The sequence below is a fragment of the Thermus amyloliquefaciens genome (assembly GCF_000744885.1).
Taxonomy (GTDB): domain Bacteria; phylum Deinococcota; class Deinococci; order Deinococcales; family Thermaceae; genus Thermus; species Thermus amyloliquefaciens.
Window position 1 is genome coordinate 341,346 of record NZ_JQMV01000003.1, and the last position, 18,883, is coordinate 360,228.

Annotated in this window: 17 protein-coding genes and 2 pseudogenes; 11 read left to right on the plus strand and 8 right to left on the minus strand. The window is 68.4% G+C overall.

Annotated elements, in window-relative coordinates:
- Window positions 1-102: 102 nt before the first annotated feature.
- From BS74_RS02225 to BS74_RS02240, 4 genes are all read right to left on the minus strand, one after another.
- Window positions 103-1,434 carry an FAD-dependent oxidoreductase gene (locus BS74_RS02225; protein WP_038055677.1) on the minus strand — a complete coding sequence of 444 codons (1,332 nt, stop codon included), beginning with the start codon at window positions 1,432-1,434 and terminating at the stop codon, window positions 103-105.
- A 75-nt stretch (window positions 1,435-1,509) separates the two neighbouring features.
- Complete coding sequence (locus tag BS74_RS02230) at window positions 1,510-2,190, minus strand: ABC transporter ATP-binding protein (protein WP_038055679.1); 681 nt, start codon at window positions 2,188-2,190, stop codon at window positions 1,510-1,512.
- 9 nt (window positions 2,191-2,199) lie between these two features.
- Window positions 2,200-3,342 carry an ABC transporter permease gene (locus BS74_RS02235; RefSeq protein WP_038055681.1) on the minus strand — a complete coding sequence of 381 codons (1,143 nt, stop codon included), beginning with the start codon at window positions 3,340-3,342 and terminating at the stop codon, window positions 2,200-2,202.
- Between the two features lie 71 nt (window positions 3,343-3,413).
- Window positions 3,414-3,689 carry an NIPSNAP family protein gene (locus BS74_RS02240; RefSeq protein ID WP_038055683.1) on the minus strand — a complete coding sequence of 92 codons (276 nt, stop codon included), beginning with the start codon at window positions 3,687-3,689 and terminating at the stop codon, window positions 3,414-3,416.
- Window positions 3,690-3,712: 23 nt separating this feature from the next.
- Here BS74_RS02240 and alaS point away from each other — a divergent pair.
- The 4 genes and pseudogenes from alaS to mltG all read left to right on the plus strand — a co-directional run bounded on the left by alaS (window position 3,713) and on the right by mltG (window position 8,472).
- Window positions 3,713-6,357 (plus strand): annotated as a pseudogene (gene alaS, locus BS74_RS02245) (alanine--tRNA ligase).
- A 46-nt stretch (window positions 6,358-6,403) separates the two neighbouring features.
- Entirely contained in the window at window positions 6,404-7,087 is a 684-nt protein-coding gene (locus BS74_RS02250; protein WP_038058770.1) for a hypothetical protein, read from the plus strand.
- Complete coding sequence (ruvX, locus tag BS74_RS02255) at window positions 7,068-7,475, plus strand: Holliday junction resolvase RuvX (RefSeq protein ID WP_038055685.1); 408 nt, start codon at window positions 7,068-7,070, stop codon at window positions 7,473-7,475. Before BS74_RS02250 ends, ruvX begins: the two co-directional genes overlap by 20 nt.
- Window positions 7,459-8,472, plus strand: a complete 1,014-nt coding sequence (gene mltG / locus BS74_RS02260; protein WP_038055687.1) for an endolytic transglycosylase MltG — start codon at window positions 7,459-7,461, stop codon at window positions 8,470-8,472. Before ruvX ends, mltG begins: the two co-directional genes overlap by 17 nt.
- Here mltG and BS74_RS02265 read toward each other — a convergent pair.
- Window positions 8,457-9,293 carry a carbohydrate ABC transporter permease gene (locus tag BS74_RS02265; protein WP_038055689.1) on the minus strand — a complete coding sequence of 279 codons (837 nt, stop codon included), beginning with the start codon at window positions 9,291-9,293 and terminating at the stop codon, window positions 8,457-8,459. The genes mltG and BS74_RS02265 overlap by 16 nt on opposite strands.
- Window positions 9,294-9,297: 4 nt before the next feature.
- Window positions 9,298-9,789 carry a hypothetical protein gene (locus tag BS74_RS02270; protein WP_038055691.1) on the minus strand — a complete coding sequence of 164 codons (492 nt, stop codon included), beginning with the start codon at window positions 9,787-9,789 and terminating at the stop codon, window positions 9,298-9,300.
- A gap of 131 nt (window positions 9,790-9,920) precedes the next feature.
- On the opposite strand from BS74_RS02270, the pseudogene BS74_RS02275 reads away from it, so the two are divergent.
- Together BS74_RS02275 and BS74_RS02280 are read left to right on the plus strand one after the other, a co-directional pair.
- Window positions 9,921-10,630 (plus strand): annotated as a pseudogene (locus BS74_RS02275) (DEAD/DEAH box helicase family protein).
- 10 nt (window positions 10,631-10,640) lie between these two features.
- Window positions 10,641-11,720 carry an enolase C-terminal domain-like protein gene (locus BS74_RS02280; protein ID WP_038055693.1) on the plus strand — a complete coding sequence of 360 codons (1,080 nt, stop codon included), beginning with the start codon at window positions 10,641-10,643 and terminating at the stop codon, window positions 11,718-11,720.
- On the opposite strand, the gene BS74_RS02285 is transcribed toward BS74_RS02280, so the two are convergent.
- Both BS74_RS02285 and BS74_RS02290 read right to left on the minus strand, forming a co-directional pair.
- On the minus strand, window positions 11,712-12,338 hold the full coding sequence (locus tag BS74_RS02285) for an HAD family hydrolase (RefSeq protein ID WP_038055695.1): 627 nt from the start codon (window positions 12,336-12,338) through the stop codon (window positions 11,712-11,714). The two genes, BS74_RS02280 and BS74_RS02285, sit on opposite strands and share 9 nt — an antisense overlap.
- Window positions 12,331-13,380 (minus strand): MFS transporter, encoded by a 1,050-nt coding sequence (locus tag BS74_RS02290; RefSeq protein WP_038055697.1) that lies wholly within the window; start codon window positions 13,378-13,380, stop codon window positions 12,331-12,333. The genes BS74_RS02285 and BS74_RS02290 overlap by 8 nt, the downstream gene beginning before the upstream one ends.
- 38 nt (window positions 13,381-13,418) lie before the next feature.
- Here BS74_RS02290 and BS74_RS02295 point away from each other — a divergent pair, with 38 nt between their 5' ends.
- The 5 genes from BS74_RS02295 to rny are packed head-to-tail and all read left to right on the plus strand — an operon-like array spanning window position 13,419 to window position 18,649.
- Window positions 13,419-14,198: a YgfZ family protein gene (locus BS74_RS02295; protein ID WP_038055699.1), complete on the plus strand. Its 780-nt coding sequence runs from the start codon at window positions 13,419-13,421 to the stop codon at window positions 14,196-14,198.
- On the plus strand, window positions 14,171-15,355 hold the full coding sequence (locus BS74_RS02300; protein WP_038055701.1) for a CinA family nicotinamide mononucleotide deamidase-related protein: 1,185 nt from the start codon (window positions 14,171-14,173) through the stop codon (window positions 15,353-15,355). The genes BS74_RS02295 and BS74_RS02300 overlap by 28 nt, the downstream gene beginning before the upstream one ends.
- Complete coding sequence (gene thpR, locus BS74_RS02305) at window positions 15,352-15,945, plus strand: RNA 2',3'-cyclic phosphodiesterase (RefSeq protein ID WP_038055702.1); 594 nt, start codon at window positions 15,352-15,354, stop codon at window positions 15,943-15,945. The genes BS74_RS02300 and thpR overlap by 4 nt, the downstream gene beginning before the upstream one ends.
- A complete protein-coding gene (gene recA / locus BS74_RS02310) occupies window positions 15,896-16,918 on the plus strand; it encodes a recombinase RecA (protein ID WP_038055705.1) in 1,023 nt (340 codons plus the stop codon). Before thpR ends, recA begins: the two co-directional genes overlap by 50 nt.
- Before the next feature lie 6 nt (window positions 16,919-16,924).
- Window positions 16,925-18,649, plus strand: a complete 1,725-nt coding sequence (gene rny, locus BS74_RS02315; RefSeq protein ID WP_038058773.1) for a ribonuclease Y — start codon at window positions 16,925-16,927, stop codon at window positions 18,647-18,649.
- The last annotated feature ends 234 nt before the right edge of the window (window positions 18,650-18,883 follow it).

Consider the following 18,883-nt stretch of genomic DNA (forward strand, 5'->3'; position numbering starts at 1 on the left):
CCTCCCAGACCCAGTCTGGGGCCGGGAGGCGTTATGGTGTAGGGTGTAGGCAAAGGGGCTTGACACCTTTTGGCGGTGTTTTCTCCCCTTACCTACACCGCTTCACCGGACCTGCTGGGCGGCGATGAGGAGGGGGTCCCATACGGGGCTATAGGGCGGGGCGTAGGCCAGGTCCAAGCGCAACAGGTCCTCCACGGTGCCTCCCTGGTGCAGGAGGGCGGCCAGGGCGTCGATGCGCAAGGCCCCGTGGCCGTGGGCCACCACCGCCCCACCCAGAAGCCTCCCCGTCCCTTCCTCGTAGACCAGCTCCACCCAAAGCGGCTGGCTGCCCGGGTAGTAGTGGGCCCCGTCGCGGCTTTGGATGAAGACCTTTTTGGCCCGGAAGCCTTCCCTTAGGGCCCCCTCCAGGGGGAGGCCGGTGGTGGCCACCGCCAAACCGAAGGCCTTGAAGATGGCCGTGCCCACCACACCCCCGAAGCGGGCCTCCTTGCCGGCGATGACGCTTCCGGCGGTGCGCCCGTGCTTGTTGGCCACGTCCCCCAAGGGGAGCCAGTAAGGGCGCTTCAGGATGTGGTGGTAGCTTTCCGCCACGTCCCCGGCGGCGTAGACCCCCTCCAGGTTGGTGCGCATGCCCTCGTCGGTGGCGATGGCGCCGGTGGGCCCCAAGGCCACCCCCATGGCCTGGGCCAAGGCGGTGTGGGGCCGGACCCCCGTGGCCACCAGGACCAGGTCCGCGGGTACCACCCCTTCCGAGGTCTCCACCGCCTCCACCCGCCCCTGGCCGCGGAGGGCCTCCACCCTCACCCCGGTCCAGACCTCCACCCCGTGCCGCTCCAGCTCCTCCTTAAGGAGGTTCCCCACCTCCTCGTCCCATTGGGGCAGGGGGCGGTTCTTGAGCTCCAGGAGGGTCACCTCCAGGCCCCGTTTGCGGAAGGCCTCGGCCACCTCGAGGCCGATGTACCCCGCCCCCAGGATGGCCGCCCTCCTGGCCCCCTCCAGGGCCTTAAGGAGCCTTTCCCCGTCCTCCAGGCTCCGCAGGGTGTAGACCCCCTCCTGCTCCGTGCCGGGAATGGGGGGGATGAGGGGCCTGGCCCCCGTGGCCAGGACCAAGTGGTCGTAACGGTCCTGGAAGGTCCGCCCTTCCCCGTGGTCAAAGACCGTGAGGGTCCTCAGCTCCGGGTCCACGTCCACCACCTCGTGGCGGGTGTGGATCGCTATCCCTTGTTTGCGGAACTCCTCCGGGGTTCGGGCCACGAGCCGTTCCAGGCGGGGGATTTCCCCCGAGAGCACGTAGGGAAGGCCGCAGGCCCCGTAGGAAACCCAGGCGGATTTCTCGTAGACCACCACCTCGAGGTCCGGGTTCTCCCGCTTGGCCTTGGCGGCGGCGGAGGCCCCGCCCGCCACACCACCCACAACCACCAGCCGCTTGCCCATAGGGGGTATTGTGCCACGGGCGGGGTGGGCAGGATGTCCCGGGCCTGGCGGGGCTGGGGTGGGGTTTGGCGGGGGCTACCGGGAAAGCCCAACCACCTCTTCCCGCACCAGCCGGCCTCCCTTGAGGTACAGGATCCGCTCCGCCCGGCCCGCCAGCTCCAGGTCGTGGGTAACCAGGATCAGGGTGCGCTTCTGCCCCGCCGCAAAGAGCAAGGCCGCCACCTGCTCCCGGGACTCCGCGTCCAGGTTGCCCGTGGGCTCGTCCGCGAAGAGGATGGGGGGGTCCAAGGCCAGGGCCCGGGCCAGGGCCACCCGCTGCTGCTCGCCCCCCGAGAGGCGGCTTGGCAGGTGGTGGAGGCGGTGGGCGAGCCCCACCTCCTCCAGCAGCGCGTAGGCCCGCTCCCGGCGCCTGGCCGGGGGCCAGCCCGCCAGGAGGAGGGGAAAGGCCACGTTTTCCCAGGCGGTGAGGGTGGGGATCAGGTTCCACTGCTGGAAGACGAAGCCCATGTGCTTGAGGCGCATTTCCGCCCGGCCGTCCTCGGGAAGGCGGTGGAGGGGCACATCCCCCAGGAAAACCCCCCCTTCCGTGGGCAGGTCAAAGCCCGCAAGCAGGTTCAAAAGGGTGGTTTTGCCGCTCCCGGAAGGGCCCACCACCGCGGTGGCCCCTTGGGGGAAGGCGTAGGTGAAGCCCGCTAGGGCCACCACCTCCCTTTCCCCTTGGCGGTAGCGCTTGGTGAGGTTCTCCGCTTTAAGCATGGCGCTCCTTTACACCCTTCCCAAGGCTTCCACCACGGGGATGCGGCTGGCGTTGTAGGCGGGGAGGAGGCCGGCAAAGAGCCCGAGCCCCAGGGCCACCAGAAGGGCGAAGAGGGATAGCCTGAGGGTGACGGCGGAAAGGGCGAGCCCCACCTCGCCCAGGGTGTAGAGGTTGATGGCGTAGGAAACGCCGCTTGCCAAAGCCAGGCCCAAAAGCCCCCCCAAGAGGGCCAGGAGGAGGGCCTCGAGGACCACCAGCCGGAAGATGAAGCCCCGCCTGGCCCCCAGGGCCCGCATGACCCCGAACTCCCGGGTGCGCTCGTACACGGACATCATCACGGTGTTGGCCACGAGGAGCCCCCCCACCACCAGGGCCACCAGGCTGATGCCGAAGCGCACCAGGTCGCTGATGCGCAAAGCGCGCTCGGCAAAGCGCATCACGTCCCCCGTGGTCTGGGCTTTGAGGCCGGGGACCGCCTTTTCCAGCTCCCTGGCCACCTCCTCGGCCCTTTGGCCGGGACCGAGGGCCACCAGAATGGCGCTATAGTTCTCCGTTCCCAGCACCCGCTGCAAGGCGGAAAGGGGTACGAAGATCAGGTTGTCCGCCAGGCCCCCGCTTTCCTCCAGCACACCCTCCACCCTAAGGGTCACCTGGGGGGAAAGGCGCAGGGGGCTTTCCAGGGCGAGCTGGCTCCGCTTGGCCACCTTCCCTCCCACCACCGCGCCGCCCGCCGTGGGTACCAGACGGCCCTCCTGGACCCTTACCCCGGGGTAGAGGAGGTCCGGCCCCACCCCCTGGGGCAGGCCCTGGAAGAAGAAGGAGGTCTGGGGGTCAAACCCTCCCCGGGCCAGGAAGAGGGTGGGGATGAGGGCCCGCACCTCGAGGGCCTTGCCCGCCTCCGCCAGAGCCTGGGCCTGCTCGGGGGTGATCTCCGGGTAGCCGCCGAAGCCTAGGCCCTCCGTGCCCTCCGGCACCACCTGGATGGCGGGCCCCACCCGGGAAAGCTCCTGGTAAAGGGAGCGCCTTAGGCCCTCCCCGAAGGAGAGGAAAAGGACCATGCTGGCGCTGGCGATCAGGACCCCCAGGAGGGTGAGGAGGCTCCGCACCGGGCGGGCCAAGAGGTTGCGCAGGACCAGGTGGAAGATCTCCACGGGGCCAAGCTTACCCCTTGCGGGGGATCTGGGTGTGGGGGGAGCCACAGGTGCGCGGAAGGGGGCCGGTGTCAGAGGAGCCTTTCCACGAAGCGGGTCTCCATCGCCTCAATGTACTGGCGGGGGTCCACCTTCTTCCTCTCGGGGTGCTCGTAGTAGGCCTTCTCCGCCTCGGCGAAGTTCTCGTGCCCCACGAACCAGAGGAAGTCCCGCTCGGAAAGCCAGTAGGCCCCAAGCACCGTAAAGCCCATGGCCTGGCGCAAGGGGACGATGACCTCCAAGAAAACCTTCTGGAACGCTTCCTTGGCCCCTTCCTTCAGGCGGTAGCGGCGCATCTCCACGGTCATAAGGACATCCTATAATCAAAGGCATGCGTACCGCCGAGATCCGCGAAAAGTACCTCTCCTTCTTTGAGAGCAAGGGGCACCTGCGCCTGCCCTCCTTCAGCCTCATCCCCGAGAACGACCCTTCCCTCCTCTTCACCTCGGCGGGCATGGCTCCCCTAAAGCCCTACTTCCTAGGGGCTAAGCCCATCTTCGGGGGCAAGGAGTGGTGGCGCATCACCACCTGCCAGAAGTGCCTGCGGGTGGGGGACATTGAGAACGTGGGCCGCACCGCCCGGCACAACACCTTCTTTGAGATGCTGGGCAACTTCTCCTTTGGGGACTACTTCAAGAAGGAGGCCATCCTCTGGGCCTGGGAGTTCCTCACCGACCCCAAGTGGCTGGGGTTGGACCCGGAGAGGCTTTGGGTCACGGTCTACGAGGACGACGACGAGGCCTACGCCCTCTGGCGGGACCTGGTGGGGGTGCCGGAGGAAAGGATCGGCCGCTTCGGGGAGGACGAGAACTACTGGCCCGGGGGGGCCATCACCCACGGGCCCAACGGGCCTTCCGGGCCCTGCTCCGAGATCTTCTACGACCGTGGGCCGGCCTTTGGCACCCCGGACGAGACCGGCCCCAACACCGGAAGCGGGGACCGGTTCGTGGAGATCTGGAACCTGGTCTTCACCCAGTACGACCGGCAAGGCCCCATCCCCGGCCCCGGCATCTTGAAACCCTTGCCCCAGAAGAACATCGACACCGGGATGGGCCTTTACCGGGTGGCGGCCATCCTCCAGGACGTGGAGGACTTCTACCGCACGGACACCTTCTACCCCATCATTGAGCGGGTGGCCCTCTTTAGCGGCCGGCCCTACGAGGGCAAGGCTTCGGTGAGCCACCGGGTGATCGCCGACCACATCCGGGCGGTGGTGGCGGCCCTTTCCGACGGGGTGACCTTTTCCAACACCGGCCGGGGCTACGTGATCCGCAGGTTGCTTCGCCGGGCCCTCCGGCACGGTTACCTTTTGGGCCTGCAGGACCCCTTCCTCCACCGCCTGGCCCCGGTGGTGGCCGAGGTCCTGGGGGACTTCTACCCGGAGATGCGGGAGAACCTGCCCGCGGTGGAGAAGCAGATCCGCCTCGAGGAGGAGCGCTTCCTGGAGACCCTGGAAGGGGGGCTGAGGCGGCTGGACACCCTCCTTTCGGGCCTCAGGCCGGGCGAGGTGCTTCCGGGGGCGGAGGCCTTCCGCCTTTACGACACCTACGGCTTCCCCTTGGACCTCACCGTGGAGATCGCCGCGGAAAGGGGCTTCGGCGTGGACACCGAGGGCTTCCAAAGGGCCATGGAGGCCCAGCAGGAGCGCTCCCGGGCGGCCATGGCCTTTGAGCGGGAGATCTTCAAGAAAAGCGCCCAGGTGCTGGAGGAGCTCTACGCGGAACGGGGGCCACGGAGTTCCTGGGCTACGGGGCCCTCGAGGCGGAGGCCACCGTCTTGGCCCTGCTGGCCGGGGATCAGAGCCTGGAGGAGGCGGGCCCTGGCACCGAGGTCCAGGTGGTCCTGGACCGGACCCCCTTCTATGCGGAAGGGGGCGGGCAGATCGGGGACTTCGGGGTCTTGGAGTGGCCCTCGGGCCGGGCCCGGGTGGAGACCACCCAGAAGACCGAGCGGGGCATTTTCCTGCACAAGGCCCGGGTGGAGGAGGGGGTCCTCAGGGTGGGGGAAAGGGTGCGGGCGATGGTGGACCCCGCCCGCCGGGACACGGAGCGCCACCACACCGCCACCCACCTCCTGCACGCGGCCCTGCGGGCGGTCCTCGGCCCCCACGTGCGCCAGGCGGGAAGCCTGGTGGCCCCCGACCGCTTGCGCTTTGACTTCACCCACCCCGAGGCCCTCACCCCGGAGGAGCTGGAGCGGATTGAGCTTTTGGTGAACCGCTGGATCATAGCGGACTTCCCCGTCACCTGGCACCACATGCCCCTGGAGGAGGCCAGGCGGGAGGGGGCCATGGCCCTCTTCGGGGAGAAGTACGGGGAGGTGGTGCGGGTGGTACGGGTGGAGGGGAGCCCCTTGCCGGGGGTGGAGTCCAAGGAGCTCTGCGGGGGCACCCACGTGCGGCGCACGGGGGAGATCGGGGCCTTCCTCATCCAGAAGGAGGAGGCGGTCTCCGCCGGGGTGCGGCGGATCGAGGCGGTGGCGGGGGAGTGGGCGGTGCGCCTGGCCCGGCAGGGCCTGAACCGCCTGCGGGCCCTTTCCGAGAAGCTCTCCGTGGGCGAGGCCGCCCTGGAGGAGCGGCTGGAAAAGCTCCTTCAGGAGCTCCGCCAAAGGGAGAAGGAGGTGGAAAGCCTCAAGGCCCGGCTGGTGCAGGCGGAGCTCCGGGGGGAGGTGGCCCTTGCCGAGAAGGGGGGCCTGCGCTACGGGGCGGTGGAGCTTTCCGGGGTGGATGCGGCCGCCCTGCGCCAAGCGGCGGACGACCTGGTGGCCAAGGGGGCGGATGTCGCCCTGGTCCTCTCCGGTGGGCAGGCGGTGCTCAAGCTCTCCCCCAGGGCCCAGGAAAGGGGCCTCGAGGCGGGGGCCCTCTTCCGGGCCCTGGTGGAGCGGGCTGGGGCCGGGGGGCGGCCGGGGGCCTTGGCCCAGGGGGCCGGCCTGGACCCGGAGAAGGCCCGAGGGGCGCTCCCAGACCTCCTTCCCTGAAGACACCCATCCCGGGTATCTTGCGGGGTAAAATGGCCGTATGGCCATGCTCTTGAGCCTGGTGGCGGTGGCCCTATCCTGGGCCCTTTTCGGCCTCACCTTCGCCCGGTACCGCAGGCGGCCCGCCCTGCACAACGCCCTCTACGCCTTGGGCCTCCTCCTCTTCGCCCTGGGGGTTTCCGCGGAGCTTTTGGCCAAGCTCCTAGGGGCCTGGAACCCCTTCCTCTACCGGCTCTGGTACTTCACCGGGGCCATGCACGGGGTCACCTTCCTTGGCCTGGGAAGCCTGGCCCTCCTGAACCCCAAGGCGGCCCGCACCCTCCTCCTTGGGCTTTCCCCTTTCATCCTCTACGGGTTTTTCCTGGTGGCCTCGGCGCCTTTGGACTTCTTCCTCCTGCCCACGCCCTACGCCCCCCTGGGGAAGGCCTTCCCCGAGCCCAGCCTGACCTCGCCCAGGCTCTGGACCATCCCCTTCAACCTCCTGGGCACCCTCCTCATGGCGGGGGTGGCCCTTTACACCACCTCGCTCTTCTGGCGCAAGAACCCCCTCAGGGCCCAGGGCACGGGGCTCATTTTCCTCTCGGCCCTGGACCTGGCCTCCACCAGCACCCTGAACCGCTTTGGGGTGGTGGGACTGGAGGAGGCGGGAAGGGCTTTGGGGGTCTTCCTCCTCTACCTGGGGGTGGCCTTGGCGGACCGTAGCGTGCAGTATGCGTCTCGGCGCGCTTGACGTGGGGGAGGCCAGGATCGGCCTGGCGGTGGGGGAGGAGGGAAGCCCCTTCGCCTTCGGCCGGGGGTATCTGGTGCGGAAGAGCCTGGAGGAGGACGTGGCGGCCCTCCTGGACTTCGTGCGCCGGGAGGGGGTGGGGAGGCTCCTGGTGGGCCTCCCCTTGCGCACTGACCTCAAGGAAAGCGCCCAGGCCAAACGGGTCCTTCCCCTGGTGGAGGCGCTCAGGGCCCGGGGGGTGGAGGTGGAGCTAGTGGACGAGCGCTACACCACCCAGGCGGCGGCCAGGCGCCTAAAGCACGCCCCCAAGCGGGTCCGCCGGGAGAGGGGCCGGCTGGACGAGATGAGCGCGGTGATCCTGTTGGAGGGCTATCTTGCGGGAAAGCTCTAGGACGTGGCTTTGGCGGGGGGTGGTGGTCCTCTTCCTCACCTTCGCCCTCCTCCTCCTCTACGCCCTCTGGCTTTTGGGTCCCACGGGAAAGGAGGCCACCGTGCGCATCCCCCGGGGGGCCACGGGCCAGGAGGTGGCCAGGATTCTGGAGGAGGCAGGGCTTTTGCGCTCCGGATACCTCTTTTCCGCCTACCTCCGCTTCTCCGGCCGGGCCAAGAGGCTGGTCCCGGGGGTCTACCGCCTCGAGGGGGAGGGGGCCTTCCGCCTGGCCCGGGCCCTCACGGGGGGGGAGAAGCCCCTCACCGTGACCCTCACCTTCCCGGAAGGGGAAAGGGCGGTGGACTACGCCAGAAGGCTTTCCCAGGCCGGGCTGGATGGGGAGGGTTTTCTGAGGATGGTCCAGGAGCCCGGGCCTTTGCGCCCCCCCTACGTGGAGGGCCGGTCCTTGGAGGGCTACCTCTTCCCCGCCACCTACACCTTTGACCTCCTGGCCACCCCCGAGGAGGTGGTGCGGGCCCTCCTGCGCCGCTTTGAGGCCGAGCTTACCCCCCCGGTCAAGCGCCTTCTGGAGGAGCGGGGGCTTTCCGTGCACGCCTGGGTGACCCTGGCCTCCATCGTCCAGGCGGAGGCGGGAAGCCCTGAGGAGATGCCCAAGATCGCCGGGGTTTTCCTGAACCGCTTGGAAAGGGGCATGCCCCTCCAGGCGGATCCCACCGTGGCCTACGCCCTGGGCAAGAGGCTTCCGGAGCTTTCCCGGAAGGCGGGGGATTTCACCCACGACTCCCCCTACAACACCTACCGCTACCCCGGGCTTCCCCCAGGGCCCATCGGAAACCCGGGGCGGGCGGCCCTCCTGGCGGTGCTCAATCCCCTGCGCACCGATGCCCAGGGGCGGCCCTACCTGTACTTCTTCCACGCCAAGGGGAAGCTCTTCCTCAACACCACCTTTGAGGCCCACCTGGAGGGCCTACGCCGGCACCGCTACTCTTCCCCCTGACGCAAAAGCCGAAGCTGGGCGTAGGCGAAAAGAAGGGTGAGCACCAGGATCACCACGGTGACCGCGGCGGCATAGCCCAGGCGGAAGTTCTCAAACCCCGACTCGTAAAGGTAGTAGCCCAGCACCCGGGTGGCCCCGTAAGGCCCGCCCCGGGTAAGGAGGAAGACGGCCGAGTAGGACTGCAAGGAGAGGATGGTGCCCACCACCACCAAGAAGGCCACCGCCGGCCGCATGAGGGGAAGGACCACATGGCGGAAGGCTTCCCAAGGCCCAGCCCCATCCACATAGGCGGCTTCCAAAAGCGTTTTGGGGATGGCCTTAAGCCGGGCCGAGGCCACCAGCACCCCGTAGCCCAGGTGCCGCCAGAGGGTGAAGAGGACCACCATGGCCAGGGCCCAGAACCCCTCCCGGTCCCAGGGGGGGATGGGCAGGAACTGGGCCAGGGCCCCGTACTCCGGGGTGAAGAGGGTGTACCAGCTCAAGGTGGCCCCGCCCAGGGTGACCAGGCCCGGGAGGAAGAGGAGGCTTTTGGCGAAGCGCTCGTAAGGGGCCCCGTCCAGGGCCACCGCCAAGGCCAGGGAAAGCCCCACGAAGAGGGGCAGGGCCAGGAGCATGAACTTCAGGGTTACCCAGAGGCTTCCCCAAAAGGCGGGGTCCCGGAGGAGGTCCTGGTAGTTTTTGAGCCCCACCGGCTTGGGCTCGGATAGACCCGACCACTCCCAGGTGGAAAAGCGAAGGACGTCCAGGAAGGGGTAGAGGACGAAAACCCCCAGGGTGAGGAGGGCGGGCAGGGAGAAGAGGAAAAGGGGGAGGCGCTGCACGGGGCTACCAGAGGTAGAGGAGGCTTAGGAGAAAGGGGTAGCGGTCGGAAGCGGAAACCTCCAGGGCCAGGGGCTCGAGGTAAAGCCTAAAGCCCGCTCCCCAGGCCAGGTGGAACCCGTTTTGGTACCCCAGGCCCAGGGTGCCGGAAAGGGCCCCCCCGGGCACCTCCACGCTCACCACCGGCCCCAGGTGCGCCCCGAAGGGGTAGCGCAGGTCCAGGCCCAGCCCCACCGAGGTGTAGAGGTCCATGAGGACCAGGCCGGGGAAGAGGTTGGCCTTGAGGAGGGCGAAGACCTCGGGGTTCTGGGCAAGGAGGGCTTGGAGGTCTAGCCCCGTGTCGATCCCCAAGGGGCTAAAGGGCAAAAGGGCGCTTCCTTGCAGGTAGACCCCCTTGCCCGGGGCGTAGCCGAGGCCGAGGGTGTTTTCCGGGTAGGCGGGGGCCTGGGCCAGGGAGAGGCCCAAGGCCAAAGCCAGGAACGCCAGGGTGCGCTTCATATCCTCCCTATCCTAACAGCCAAGCCCCGAGGCCTGGGGGTTGCCGCAGGCCAGGGGTTCCGCTCGTGGCCAAGGGCTTTCTGGGGCTTTCCTCCTGGCGCACGCCGCCAGGGGGTATTTACTATGTTCGCATGGTGCCTTTTTCCATGGAACCCGGGATCGGGTTGCGCCCTACTCCAGAAACTCCCCTCCTCGTCCTTGTGGGCTTAACGGGGGTGGGGAAGAGCACCCTGGTGGAGGCTTTGGGTCTGCCCCGGCTCCCGGACCGGAGGGAACTCGTGGACCTTTACGTCCTACCCCGCTATGGGGCCAAGCCCCCCATCCCCCGGGAGGAGCGCTTCCGGCTCACCCGCCGTTTCCGGGAGGAGTTCCCGGGGGGGTGGCGGAGGTGCTGGCCCGGGGGTACGTGGCGCCCCACTCCCTCCTCCTCTTTGACGGCCTAAGGGGTGAGGCGGAGGTGGCCTACGCCCTGGAACACCTGCCCAAGGCGCTTTTCGTGGTCCTCCACGCCCGGGAGGCCACAAGGCTCAAGAGGCTCCTCGCCCGCCGGGACGCCTTTGACCGGGTGGAGCTTCGCCCGGAGGAGAGGGCGGAGCTTCAAGCCCTGGCCCAGGGGGTGTTGGCCCCGGAGGAGCTGGAGGAGGCTTTGGCCCTGGCGCCCCTGGAGGAGGTCCTGGCCAAGCTGAAGATCGTGGCCGAGGAGAAGCGGAACTACGATCCCCTGGGCCCCTTGCGCCTCCTCCAGGGCCACCCAAGGGCCCTCTTCTTGGATACGGAAAGGCTTTCCCCAGAGGAGGAGGTCTTGGCGGTGCGGGCCTTTTTGCGTGAGCAGGGCCTCTAAAATGGGCCCTATGGCGACCCTTAAGGACCTTCGCCTCATCCCCTTCCGTATCCCCCTGAAGGCCCCCTTGCGCTGGGGGAAGGCCTCGGAGCTGGGTGCCTTGGAGCACGCCCTCTTGGAGGTGGAGCTTTCCGATGGTTCCCTGGGCCGGGCGGAGGTGGCCATCCGCCCCACCATCTACGGGGAGACCCTAGGAAGCGTGCAGGCGGGGCTTGCGTACCTAAGGCCCAAGCTTTTGGGCCTCGAGGCCGACGACCAAGAGGCGATCCGGGCGGTTTTGGAGGGCTTTCCCTTCAACTATGCCCTTAAGGGGGCCCTGGACACGGCCATCTGGGAGGCCTGGGCCCGGAGCGAGGGGGAGGAGCTTTACCAGGTCCTGAAGCCCGCCAAGCACCGGGTGCGGGTGGCCTACATCCTGGGCCTGGGGCCGGAGGAGGAGGTGCTGGCGGATGCCCGCATGGCCTACGAGGCGGGGGTGCGGGTCTTCAAGGTGAAGGTGGGCCGGGACCTCGAGGGGGACACCAGGCGGATCGCCCGCCTCAAGGAGGCCTTCCCGGATGCCGAGCTCTACGCGGACGCCAACGAGGCCCTCTCCCCCAAGGACGCCGAGGGCTATTTGCGGGCCTGGAGAGAACTGGGCCTCCTCTACGTGGAGGAACCCTTGCCCACCGAGGAGGTGGAGGCCAGGAGGAGGCTACGGGAGAAGAAAATCCTCCCCCTCATCGCCGACGACTCGGCCATGACCCCGAAGGACCTGCGCCGGGAACTCCTTCTGGACACCTTTGACATCCTGAACCTCAAGCCCGCCCGCACCGGCATCACCTGGACCCTGGAGATGCTCGCCCTGGCCCGGGAGAAGGGGAAGCGGGCCATGGTGGGAAGCCAGGCGCAAAGCGCCTTCGGCGCCTACCAGTCGGCCCTCTTGGCTTTCCAGCAGGGGGTGACCGAGCCCAACGAGCTGGCCTTCCACCTCAAGGCCGAGGGGGGGTTTTTCTCCTTCCCCGCCTTCCGCGAGGGCTGGCTCTACTTTGAGGACCTGGTGGAGGGCCGGTGGGACGAGGAGGCGTTTCGGCGGTATGCCTTAGAGTAAATCCACGATCTGCTGGAAATCCCGTAGGGCCTCTAGAGCCCCCGCCTCCAGGAGCGCCTCCTTCCCGTGCCCCGTCAATAGGGCGTAGGTGGGTATCCCCGCCCCCACGGCGCTCCTTACCCCGGAGGGGGAGTCCTCAAAGGCCAGGGCCTCCCCCGGTTCAATCCCCAGCCGCTCCAGGGCCACCCGGTAGGGCAGGGGGTCGGGCTTGCCCCGGCCCACCTCCTCCGCCAGGACCAAGAGGGGCGGGTTCAGCCCCAGGGCCCTAAGCACGTGCAGGGCGTTTTCCCTGGGGGCGTTGGTCACCACGCCCCAGGTGAGGCCCTGGGCCTCGGCCTTCGCCAAGAGCCCGTGGAGCCCCGGGGTGGGTTTCAGGTCCTGGGCCAACTCCCGGAAACGGGCCTCCTTGGCCTCAATGAGCCGCTGGGCCGCCTCGCCCTCCAGGCCCAGGAGGTCCTGCACGATGTCCGGGTTCAGCCTGCCCGAGATGCGCTTGCGGTAGAAGGCCTCGTCCACCTGGAGGCCCCAGGGCGCCAGGGCTTCCCGCCAGGCCTGGAGGTGCAGGGGGTCGGTGTCGGCCAGGGTGCCGTCCAGGTCAAAGAGCAAGGCCTTAAGCATGGGCCACCCTCCCTTCCAGGCCGGAGATCAAAAGGTAAAGGGCCAGGGCCAGGAAGAGGAGCCCATAGGGAATCCCCGCCGTGGGCAGGAGGGCGAAGAGGGCAGGGATCAGGGTGCTTCCCGTGGCCCCCGCATAGAGCAACCCGCCCAGGGCCCGGTGGCCGTATTGGGCCTGCACCAAGGCGAAAAGGGTGGAGAAAAGGGGGCCCAGGAAGAAGCCCACCAGGGGAAAGAGGAGGGCTGCGGGGGGGAGGAGGTTGAGGGCGAGGAGGGCCAGGACGCCCAGGAGCAGGTTTCTTAAGGAAGCCAAGGGGCTTCCCGCCACCCGTCTGGCCAAAAGGAGGCGGCCCAGGGCCAGGAAGAGCCAGTACAGGGAAAGGAGGAGGCCGCCCAGGGCCGTGGAGTGGCCTAGCCCCTCCAGCCAGACCCGGTTCCAGGCGGCCAGGGCTCCCTCCAGGCCCGTGTAGACCGCCACCGCCAGGAGAAAGGGCCAAAGCCTTTTCCCGCCTTCCCGAGGGGCTTGCTTGACCGCTGGCGCCCGCCAGAGGAGGAGGGCCCCCACCCAGGCCAGGAGGCCCGCCAAGCCGAGCACGCCGGCATAGGGCAGTAGGGTGAGGGCAAAGGGGGTGAAGACCGCCCCTAGGCCGAAGGCCACGTTCACCCGGTTCAGGAGTTCCACCCGCTTCCCGGGGTCAAGCTCCCCCACCAGGCTGTTGCCGTGGACGTTCATCACCCCTTCCCCAAGCCCCAGGAGGAAGGCCAGGGCCACCACCAGGGTAAAGGAAGGGGCCAGGGCCACCCCCCATAGGGCCAGGCCCACCAGCCCCAAGGCGGCGGGAAGAAGGGGGTGGCGCCTCTCCCCCTGGGCCAGGCGGACCCCCAGGAGGAGGCCCAGGAGAAGGGCGGTAAAGAACCAGGAAACCTCCTCGCCCACTCCGTGGCGTTCCCGCCACTCGGGCAAGGCTGCCCCCGGCAGGGCCACGATCACCCCCACCAGAAAGAGCGCCAGGAAGGAGCCCCAGAAAAGGCGCACGTCCGCCATTCTCCCCCTTCCTGACCCTGTGGTCAATAATGGGAGGCATGGAGGCGGCCCTGGAAAAAGCCCTGGCGGGTGAGGGGTATTTCGCCTTCCCCGGCGTGCTCCTGGTGCGGGGGCCCGACGCCTTTTCCTTTCTCCAGGGCCAGGCCACCCGGGACCTGCGGCGGCTTTCCCCACCGGCGGGGACCCTTTTCCTCAACCACCGGGGCCAGATCGAGGAGGCGGCCACGGTGTTTTTGCACCCGGAAGGCTTTCTCCTGGCCCCCTGGGGTACCTTGGAGGGCCTAAGGGCCCGGCTTCGGCGCTACATCGTCTTTGACCAGGTGGAGCTGGTGGAGCTTCCTCTTTACCGCCTGCTCCACGCGGACGGGCGGGAGGAGGTGGCCCAAAGCGGGGAGGGGGCCCATCCGGCGGGGCTTTACCCCCTTTACGCCCTGCTTAAGGGCCTTCCCCTCCTCGCCGACATCCGGGGCGAGCTTCCCCAGAGCGTGGGGCTTCTCCACCTGGTGGACTACGGCAAGGGGTGCTACGTGGGCCAGGAGATCATGGCCCGCCTCGAGGGGAAGGAGGTGCACCACCGCCCCGTGGGCCTGAGGGGGCTTGCCCCTTCCCAAGGGGCCCCCTTTGACCTCCTGCTGGAGGGGCGGAAGGTGGGGGAGGCCAAGCGGGTGGTGGAAACCCCCTGGGGGGTCCTGGGCTTTGCCGTGGTGCGCCAGGAGGTGCCCCTGAAGGCGGTTCTGGAAGGAGGGGGAGGGCGTTTCCAGGTGGAGGCCTGGCCCTTTGAGGAGGCGGCATGGAGCGGGCGGAGATCATCGGGGTAGGCACGGAGCTCATCTACGGGGAGACCCTGGACACCAACACGGCGGAGATCGCCAGGAGCCTCGAGGGCTACGCCCTCAAGGTGGAAAGGACCCTTAGGGTGGTGGACGAACCCCTCCCCCTGGCCCGGGAGGTGGGCCAGGCCTGGGAGCGGGCCAGGCTGGTGGTGCTTTCCGGGGGCCTGGGCCCCACCCCCGACGACGTGACCCGGGAGGCGGTGGCCGAGGCCTTGGGGGAGCCCTTGGTGTTGGACGAGGCCATGCTTTTGGAGATCGAGGCCCTCTTCCGGGCCCGGGGGCGGCCCATGCCCGAGGCGAATCGCAAGCAGGCCCTGAAGATCCCCTCGGCCATCTGGCTTAAGAACCCCTGGGGCACCGCCCCCGGCTGGTGGGTGCGCAAGGAGGGCAAGGACCTGATCCTCCTGCCCGGGCCTCCCCCTGAGTGGCGGCCCATGTGGCAAGAGGTCTTGCCCCGGCTGAACCTCCCCCGCCGCCCCTACGCCAAGCGGGTCCTGAAGACCTGGGGCATAGGGGAGTCGGAGATTGTGGAGAGGCTCGGGGAGCTTTTTCGGCGGGACAAGGAGGTGGAGGTGGGCACCTACCCCAAGCTCCAGGGGGTGGAGGTGGTGGTGCGGGGCCGGGAGGACCTGGTGGCGGACCTATCGGAGAAGGTCAAGAAGCGCCTTTTGAAGGAGGTCTGGGGTGAAGGGGAGCTCACCCTGGCCGAGGCGGTGAAGCGCCGCCTGGAGCGGGAGGGCGCCACCCTCTCCACCATGGAAAGCCTCACCGGGGGGCTTCTGGGGGCGGAGATCACCCGGGTGCCGGGGGCGAGCCGGTTCTACCTGGGCGGCGTGGTATCCTATTCCCTAGGGGCCAAGGCCCGCTTCGGTGTGCCGGAGGAACTCCTCGCCAAGACGGTTTCCGCCGAGACGGCCAAGGCCATGGCGGAGGCCGCCCGGGTGCTTTTCGGTTCCACCTATGCCCTTTCCACCACGGGGGTGGCGGGGCCGGACCCCTTGGAGGGCGAACCCGTGGGCACGGTCTTCGTGGCCCTGGCGGGGCCTAAGGGGACGGAGGTGCGCCGCTACCGCTTTCCCGGGGACCGCGAGGCGGTGCGGCTGCGAAGCGTGTATGCCGCCTTGGCCTTACTCCTAACATGAGGCTCTTCTACGCGATTTTTCTTCCTGAAGAGGTGAAGCGGGCCTTGGTGGAGGCTCAGGAGCGGGTGGCCCGCTACAAGGGGTGGAGGGAGGTGGCGCCCCACCACCTCCACGTCACCCTTCTCTTCCTGGGGGAAAGGCCGGAGGAGGACCTGGCGGATCTCCGGGCCTTGGGCCACCGCCTGGGGCGGCTTCACCCCCCCTTTACCGCCCGCATCCGGGGCACCGGCTACTTCCCCAACGAGGGCACCCCCCGGGTGTGGTTCGCCAAGGCGGAGGGAGAGGGGTTTGCCCTGTTGGCGGAAGGGCTTCGGGAAGGGGTGCGGGAGCTGCTGGGGGAGGAGGCGCTTTTGGCGGGCGGCGATAAGCCCTTCAAGCCCCACATCACCCTGGCCCGGCGCAAGGCCCCGGCTCCCCGGGTGCCCCCGGTGGTCTTTGGCTTGGAATGGCCGGTGACGGAGTTTGCCCTGGTCCGCTCGGAGCTTAAGCCCAAGGGGCCCGTCTATACCATTTTGGAGAAGTTCCCTTTGCGAGGTGACCATGGACGAGAACAAGAGGAAAGCGCTGGAAAACGCACTCAAGACCATTGAGAAGGAGTTCGGCAAGGGCGCGGTGATGCGCCTGGGGGAGATGCCCAAGCTGCAGGTGGACGTGATCCCCACGGGCTCCTTGGGCCTGGACCTGGCCTTGGGGATCGGGGGCATTCCCCGGGGAAGGGTCATTGAGATCTACGGCCCCGAGTCCGGGGGGAAGACCACCTTGGCCCTCACCATCATCGCCCAGGCACAAAAGCAAGGGGGGGTGGCCGCCTTCGTGGATGCGGAGCACGCCCTGGACCCGCTTTACGCCCAGAAGCTGGGGGTCAAGGTGGAGGACCTCCTGGTCTCCCAGCCCGACACCGGGGAGCAGGCCCTGGAGATCGTGGAGCTTTTGGCCCGCTCGGGGGCGGTGGACGTGATCGTGGTGGACTCGGTGGCCGCCTTGGTGCCCAAGGCGGAGATCGAGGGGGAGATGGGGGACCAGCACGTGGGCTTGCAGGCCCGGCTCATGAGCCAGGCCCTCCGGAAGCTCACCGCGGTCCTCTCCAAGAGCAACACCGCCGCCATCTTCATCAACCAGGTGCGGGAGAAGGTGGGGGTGATGTACGGAAACTCCGAGACCACCCCGGGCGGCCGGGCCCTCAGGTTCTACGCCAGCGTGCGCCTGGACGTGCGCAAAAGCGGCCAGCCCATCAAGGTGGGGAATGAGGCGGTGGGGATCAAGGTCAAGGTGAAGGTGGTGAAGAACAAGCTGGCCCCACCCTTCCGCGAGGCGGAGCTGGAGATCTACTTCGGCAAGGGCCTGGACCCGGTGATGGACCTGGTGAACGTGGCCGTGGCGGCGAACGTCATCGAGAAGGCGGGAAGCTGGTTTTCCTACGGGGAGACCCGCCTGGGCCAGGGGAAGGAGAAGGCGGCGGAGTACCTCAGGGAGCGTCCCGAGCTTCTGGAGGAGATCCGGGCCAAGGTGCTGGAGAGGGCCCACGAGGTGGTGCTCGCGGGAAGCGAGGAGGGGGAGGAGTAGATGACCCTGACCCTTTTGGACCTGGGGCTTCTCCTCCTGGTCTTGGTCCTGGCGGGGGCCCTGTTTCTTAGGCGCAAGGGGGAGGACCGGACCGGGGAGGAGGCCAAAAGGCTCCTGGAGGCCGCCAGGGAGGAGGCCAGGGAGGCCCTCGAGGCGGCCCGCAAGGAGGCCAAGGAGATCCTGGAGGCCGCCCGGGCCGAGGCCCGGGCCCTGCGCCAGGAGGCCGAGGAGCGGGCCAAGGCCTTGCGCCAGGAGCTGGAGACGGAGCTGAAGCGCCGTTCGGAGGCCTTGGAGGCGGAGGCCAAGAGGCGTTTGCAGGAGGCGGAGGAGCGCCTAAGGGGCGAGCGGGAGGAGCTTAAGGCCGAGCGGGAGAGGCTTAGGGCCTTGCAGGAGGAACTTAAGGCGGAAAGGGAGCGCCTCAAGGGGGAGCGGGAGGAGCTCAGGCGGGAGGCGGAAAGGCTTTCCAAGCGGGGTGAGGCCCTGGACGCCCGGGCCCTCAAGCTGGATGCCTTGGAGGAGGCCCTTTCCAAGCGGGAGGAGGCGCTTAGGGCGCAGGAGGCCCTTCTGCAGGAGAAGGAGCGGGAGGCGGAAAGGAGGCTTTACGAGGTGGCGGGCCTCTCCCCGGAGGAGGCCCGGCGCCTCATCCTGGAGAGGCTGGACCGGGAGCTGGAGGAGGAAAAGGCCCAAAGGGTGCGGGCGGCCTTGGAGAGGGTGCGCCTCGAGGCCCGCAAGGAGGCCCAGAAGATCCTGGCCCAGGCCATGCAGCGCCAGGCCTCGGAGACGGCGGCGCAGCTTGCGGTTTCCGTGGTGCCCATCCCCTCGGATGCCATGAAGGGCAGGATCATTGGGCGGGAGGGGCGGAACATCCGCACCTTTGAGGCTTTGACGGGGGTGGACCTGATCATCGACGACACCCCGGAGGCGGTCTTGCTTTCCTCCTTCAACCCCGTGCGCCGGGAGATCGCCCGCATGGCCCTGGAGGAGCTCCTCAAGGATGGGCGCATCCACCCAAGCCGCATCGAGGAGGTGGTGGAGAAGGCCAAGCAGGAGATGAAGACCTTCATCTACGAGCGGGGGGAGGAGGCGGCCCTCGAGGCGGGGGTGGTGGGCTTAAAGCCCGGCCTCATCCAGCTCTTGGGGCGGCTCCACTTCCGCTCCAGCTACGGCCAGAACGTGCTGAAGCACTCGGTGCAGGTGGCCCACCTCGCGGGGATCATGGCGGCGGAGCTGGGGCTGGATGCCGCCTTGGCCCGGCGGGCGGGGCTTTTGCACGACATCGGCAAGAGCGTGGACCGGGAGGTGGAGGGAAGCCACGTGGAGATCGGCATCGCCCTGGCCCGCCGCTTCGGGGAACCCGCAGAGGTTTTGGACGGCATCGCCCACCACCACGACCCCGAGAACGCGGAAACCGTGTATGCCGTTTTGGTGGCGGCCGCCGATGCCCTTTCCGCCGCCCGGCCCGGGGCCAGGCGGGAGAGCTTGGAGGAGTACCTGCAGCGCCTCGAGGCCCTGGAGCGCATCGCCCTTTCCTTCCCTGGGGTGGAGACGGCCTTTGCCGTGCAGGCGGGAAGGGAGGTGCGGGTCATCGTCAAGCCCGACAAGATCACCGACGCCAAGGCCACCCTCCTGGCCCGGGAGATCGCAAGCCGCATCGAGCGGGAGATGAACTACCCCGGCCAGGTGCAGGTGACGGTGGTGCGGGAGACCCGGGCGGTGGAGTACGCTAAGTGACATGGTCTGGCGTGGGCGCATCAGCCCGGACCCGGAGGTCATGGGGGGCGAGGTATGCCCTTTCCTGTGGCCACGCTCCGGCAACCCTTCAAGCGCCAGACCCCGAGCAAGGGTTTTCGCACCTGGAGGCCGCCCTTGGATTTCGCCTTTTATCTCGCGGAGGGGCGGGTGTCCTTTGAAAGCAGGTGCTGGCGGGGGTAGAGGACCAGGGGGTCCGCTACCGGGTTCTTCCTG

Coding starts and splice junctions, on each gene's coding strand:
- BS74_RS02225 (WP_038055677.1), bottom strand. CDS start 1,434: ATGGGCAAGCGGCTGGTGGTTGTGGGTGGTGTGGCGGGCGGGGCCTCC.
- BS74_RS02230 (WP_038055679.1), bottom strand. CDS start 2,190: ATGCTTAAAGCGGAGAACCTCACCAAGCGCTACCGCCAAGGGGAAAGG.
- BS74_RS02240 (WP_038055683.1), bottom strand. CDS start 3,689: ATGACCGTGGAGATGCGCCGCTACCGCCTGAAGGAAGGGGCCAAGGAA.
- BS74_RS02250 (WP_038058770.1), top strand. CDS start 6,404: ATGCTCTTGAGCCTGGTGGCGGTGGCCCTATCCTGGGCCCTTTTCGGC.
- ruvX (WP_038055685.1), top strand. CDS start 7,068: ATGCGTCTCGGCGCGCTTGACGTGGGGGAGGCCAGGATCGGCCTGGCG.
- BS74_RS02270 (WP_038055691.1), bottom strand. CDS start 9,789: ATGAAGCGCACCCTGGCGTTCCTGGCTTTGGCCTTGGGCCTCTCCCTG.
- BS74_RS02280 (WP_038055693.1), top strand. CDS start 10,641: ATGGCGACCCTTAAGGACCTTCGCCTCATCCCCTTCCGTATCCCCCTG.
- BS74_RS02285 (WP_038055695.1), bottom strand. CDS start 12,338: ATGCTTAAGGCCTTGCTCTTTGACCTGGACGGCACCCTGGCCGACACC.
- BS74_RS02290 (WP_038055697.1), bottom strand. CDS start 13,380: ATGGCGGACGTGCGCCTTTTCTGGGGCTCCTTCCTGGCGCTCTTTCTG.
- BS74_RS02295 (WP_038055699.1), top strand. CDS start 13,419: ATGGAGGCGGCCCTGGAAAAAGCCCTGGCGGGTGAGGGGTATTTCGCC.
- BS74_RS02300 (WP_038055701.1), top strand. CDS start 14,171: ATGGAGCGGGCGGAGATCATCGGGGTAGGCACGGAGCTCATCTACGGG.
- thpR (WP_038055702.1), top strand. CDS start 15,352: ATGAGGCTCTTCTACGCGATTTTTCTTCCTGAAGAGGTGAAGCGGGCC.
- recA (WP_038055705.1), top strand. CDS start 15,896: ATGGACGAGAACAAGAGGAAAGCGCTGGAAAACGCACTCAAGACCATT.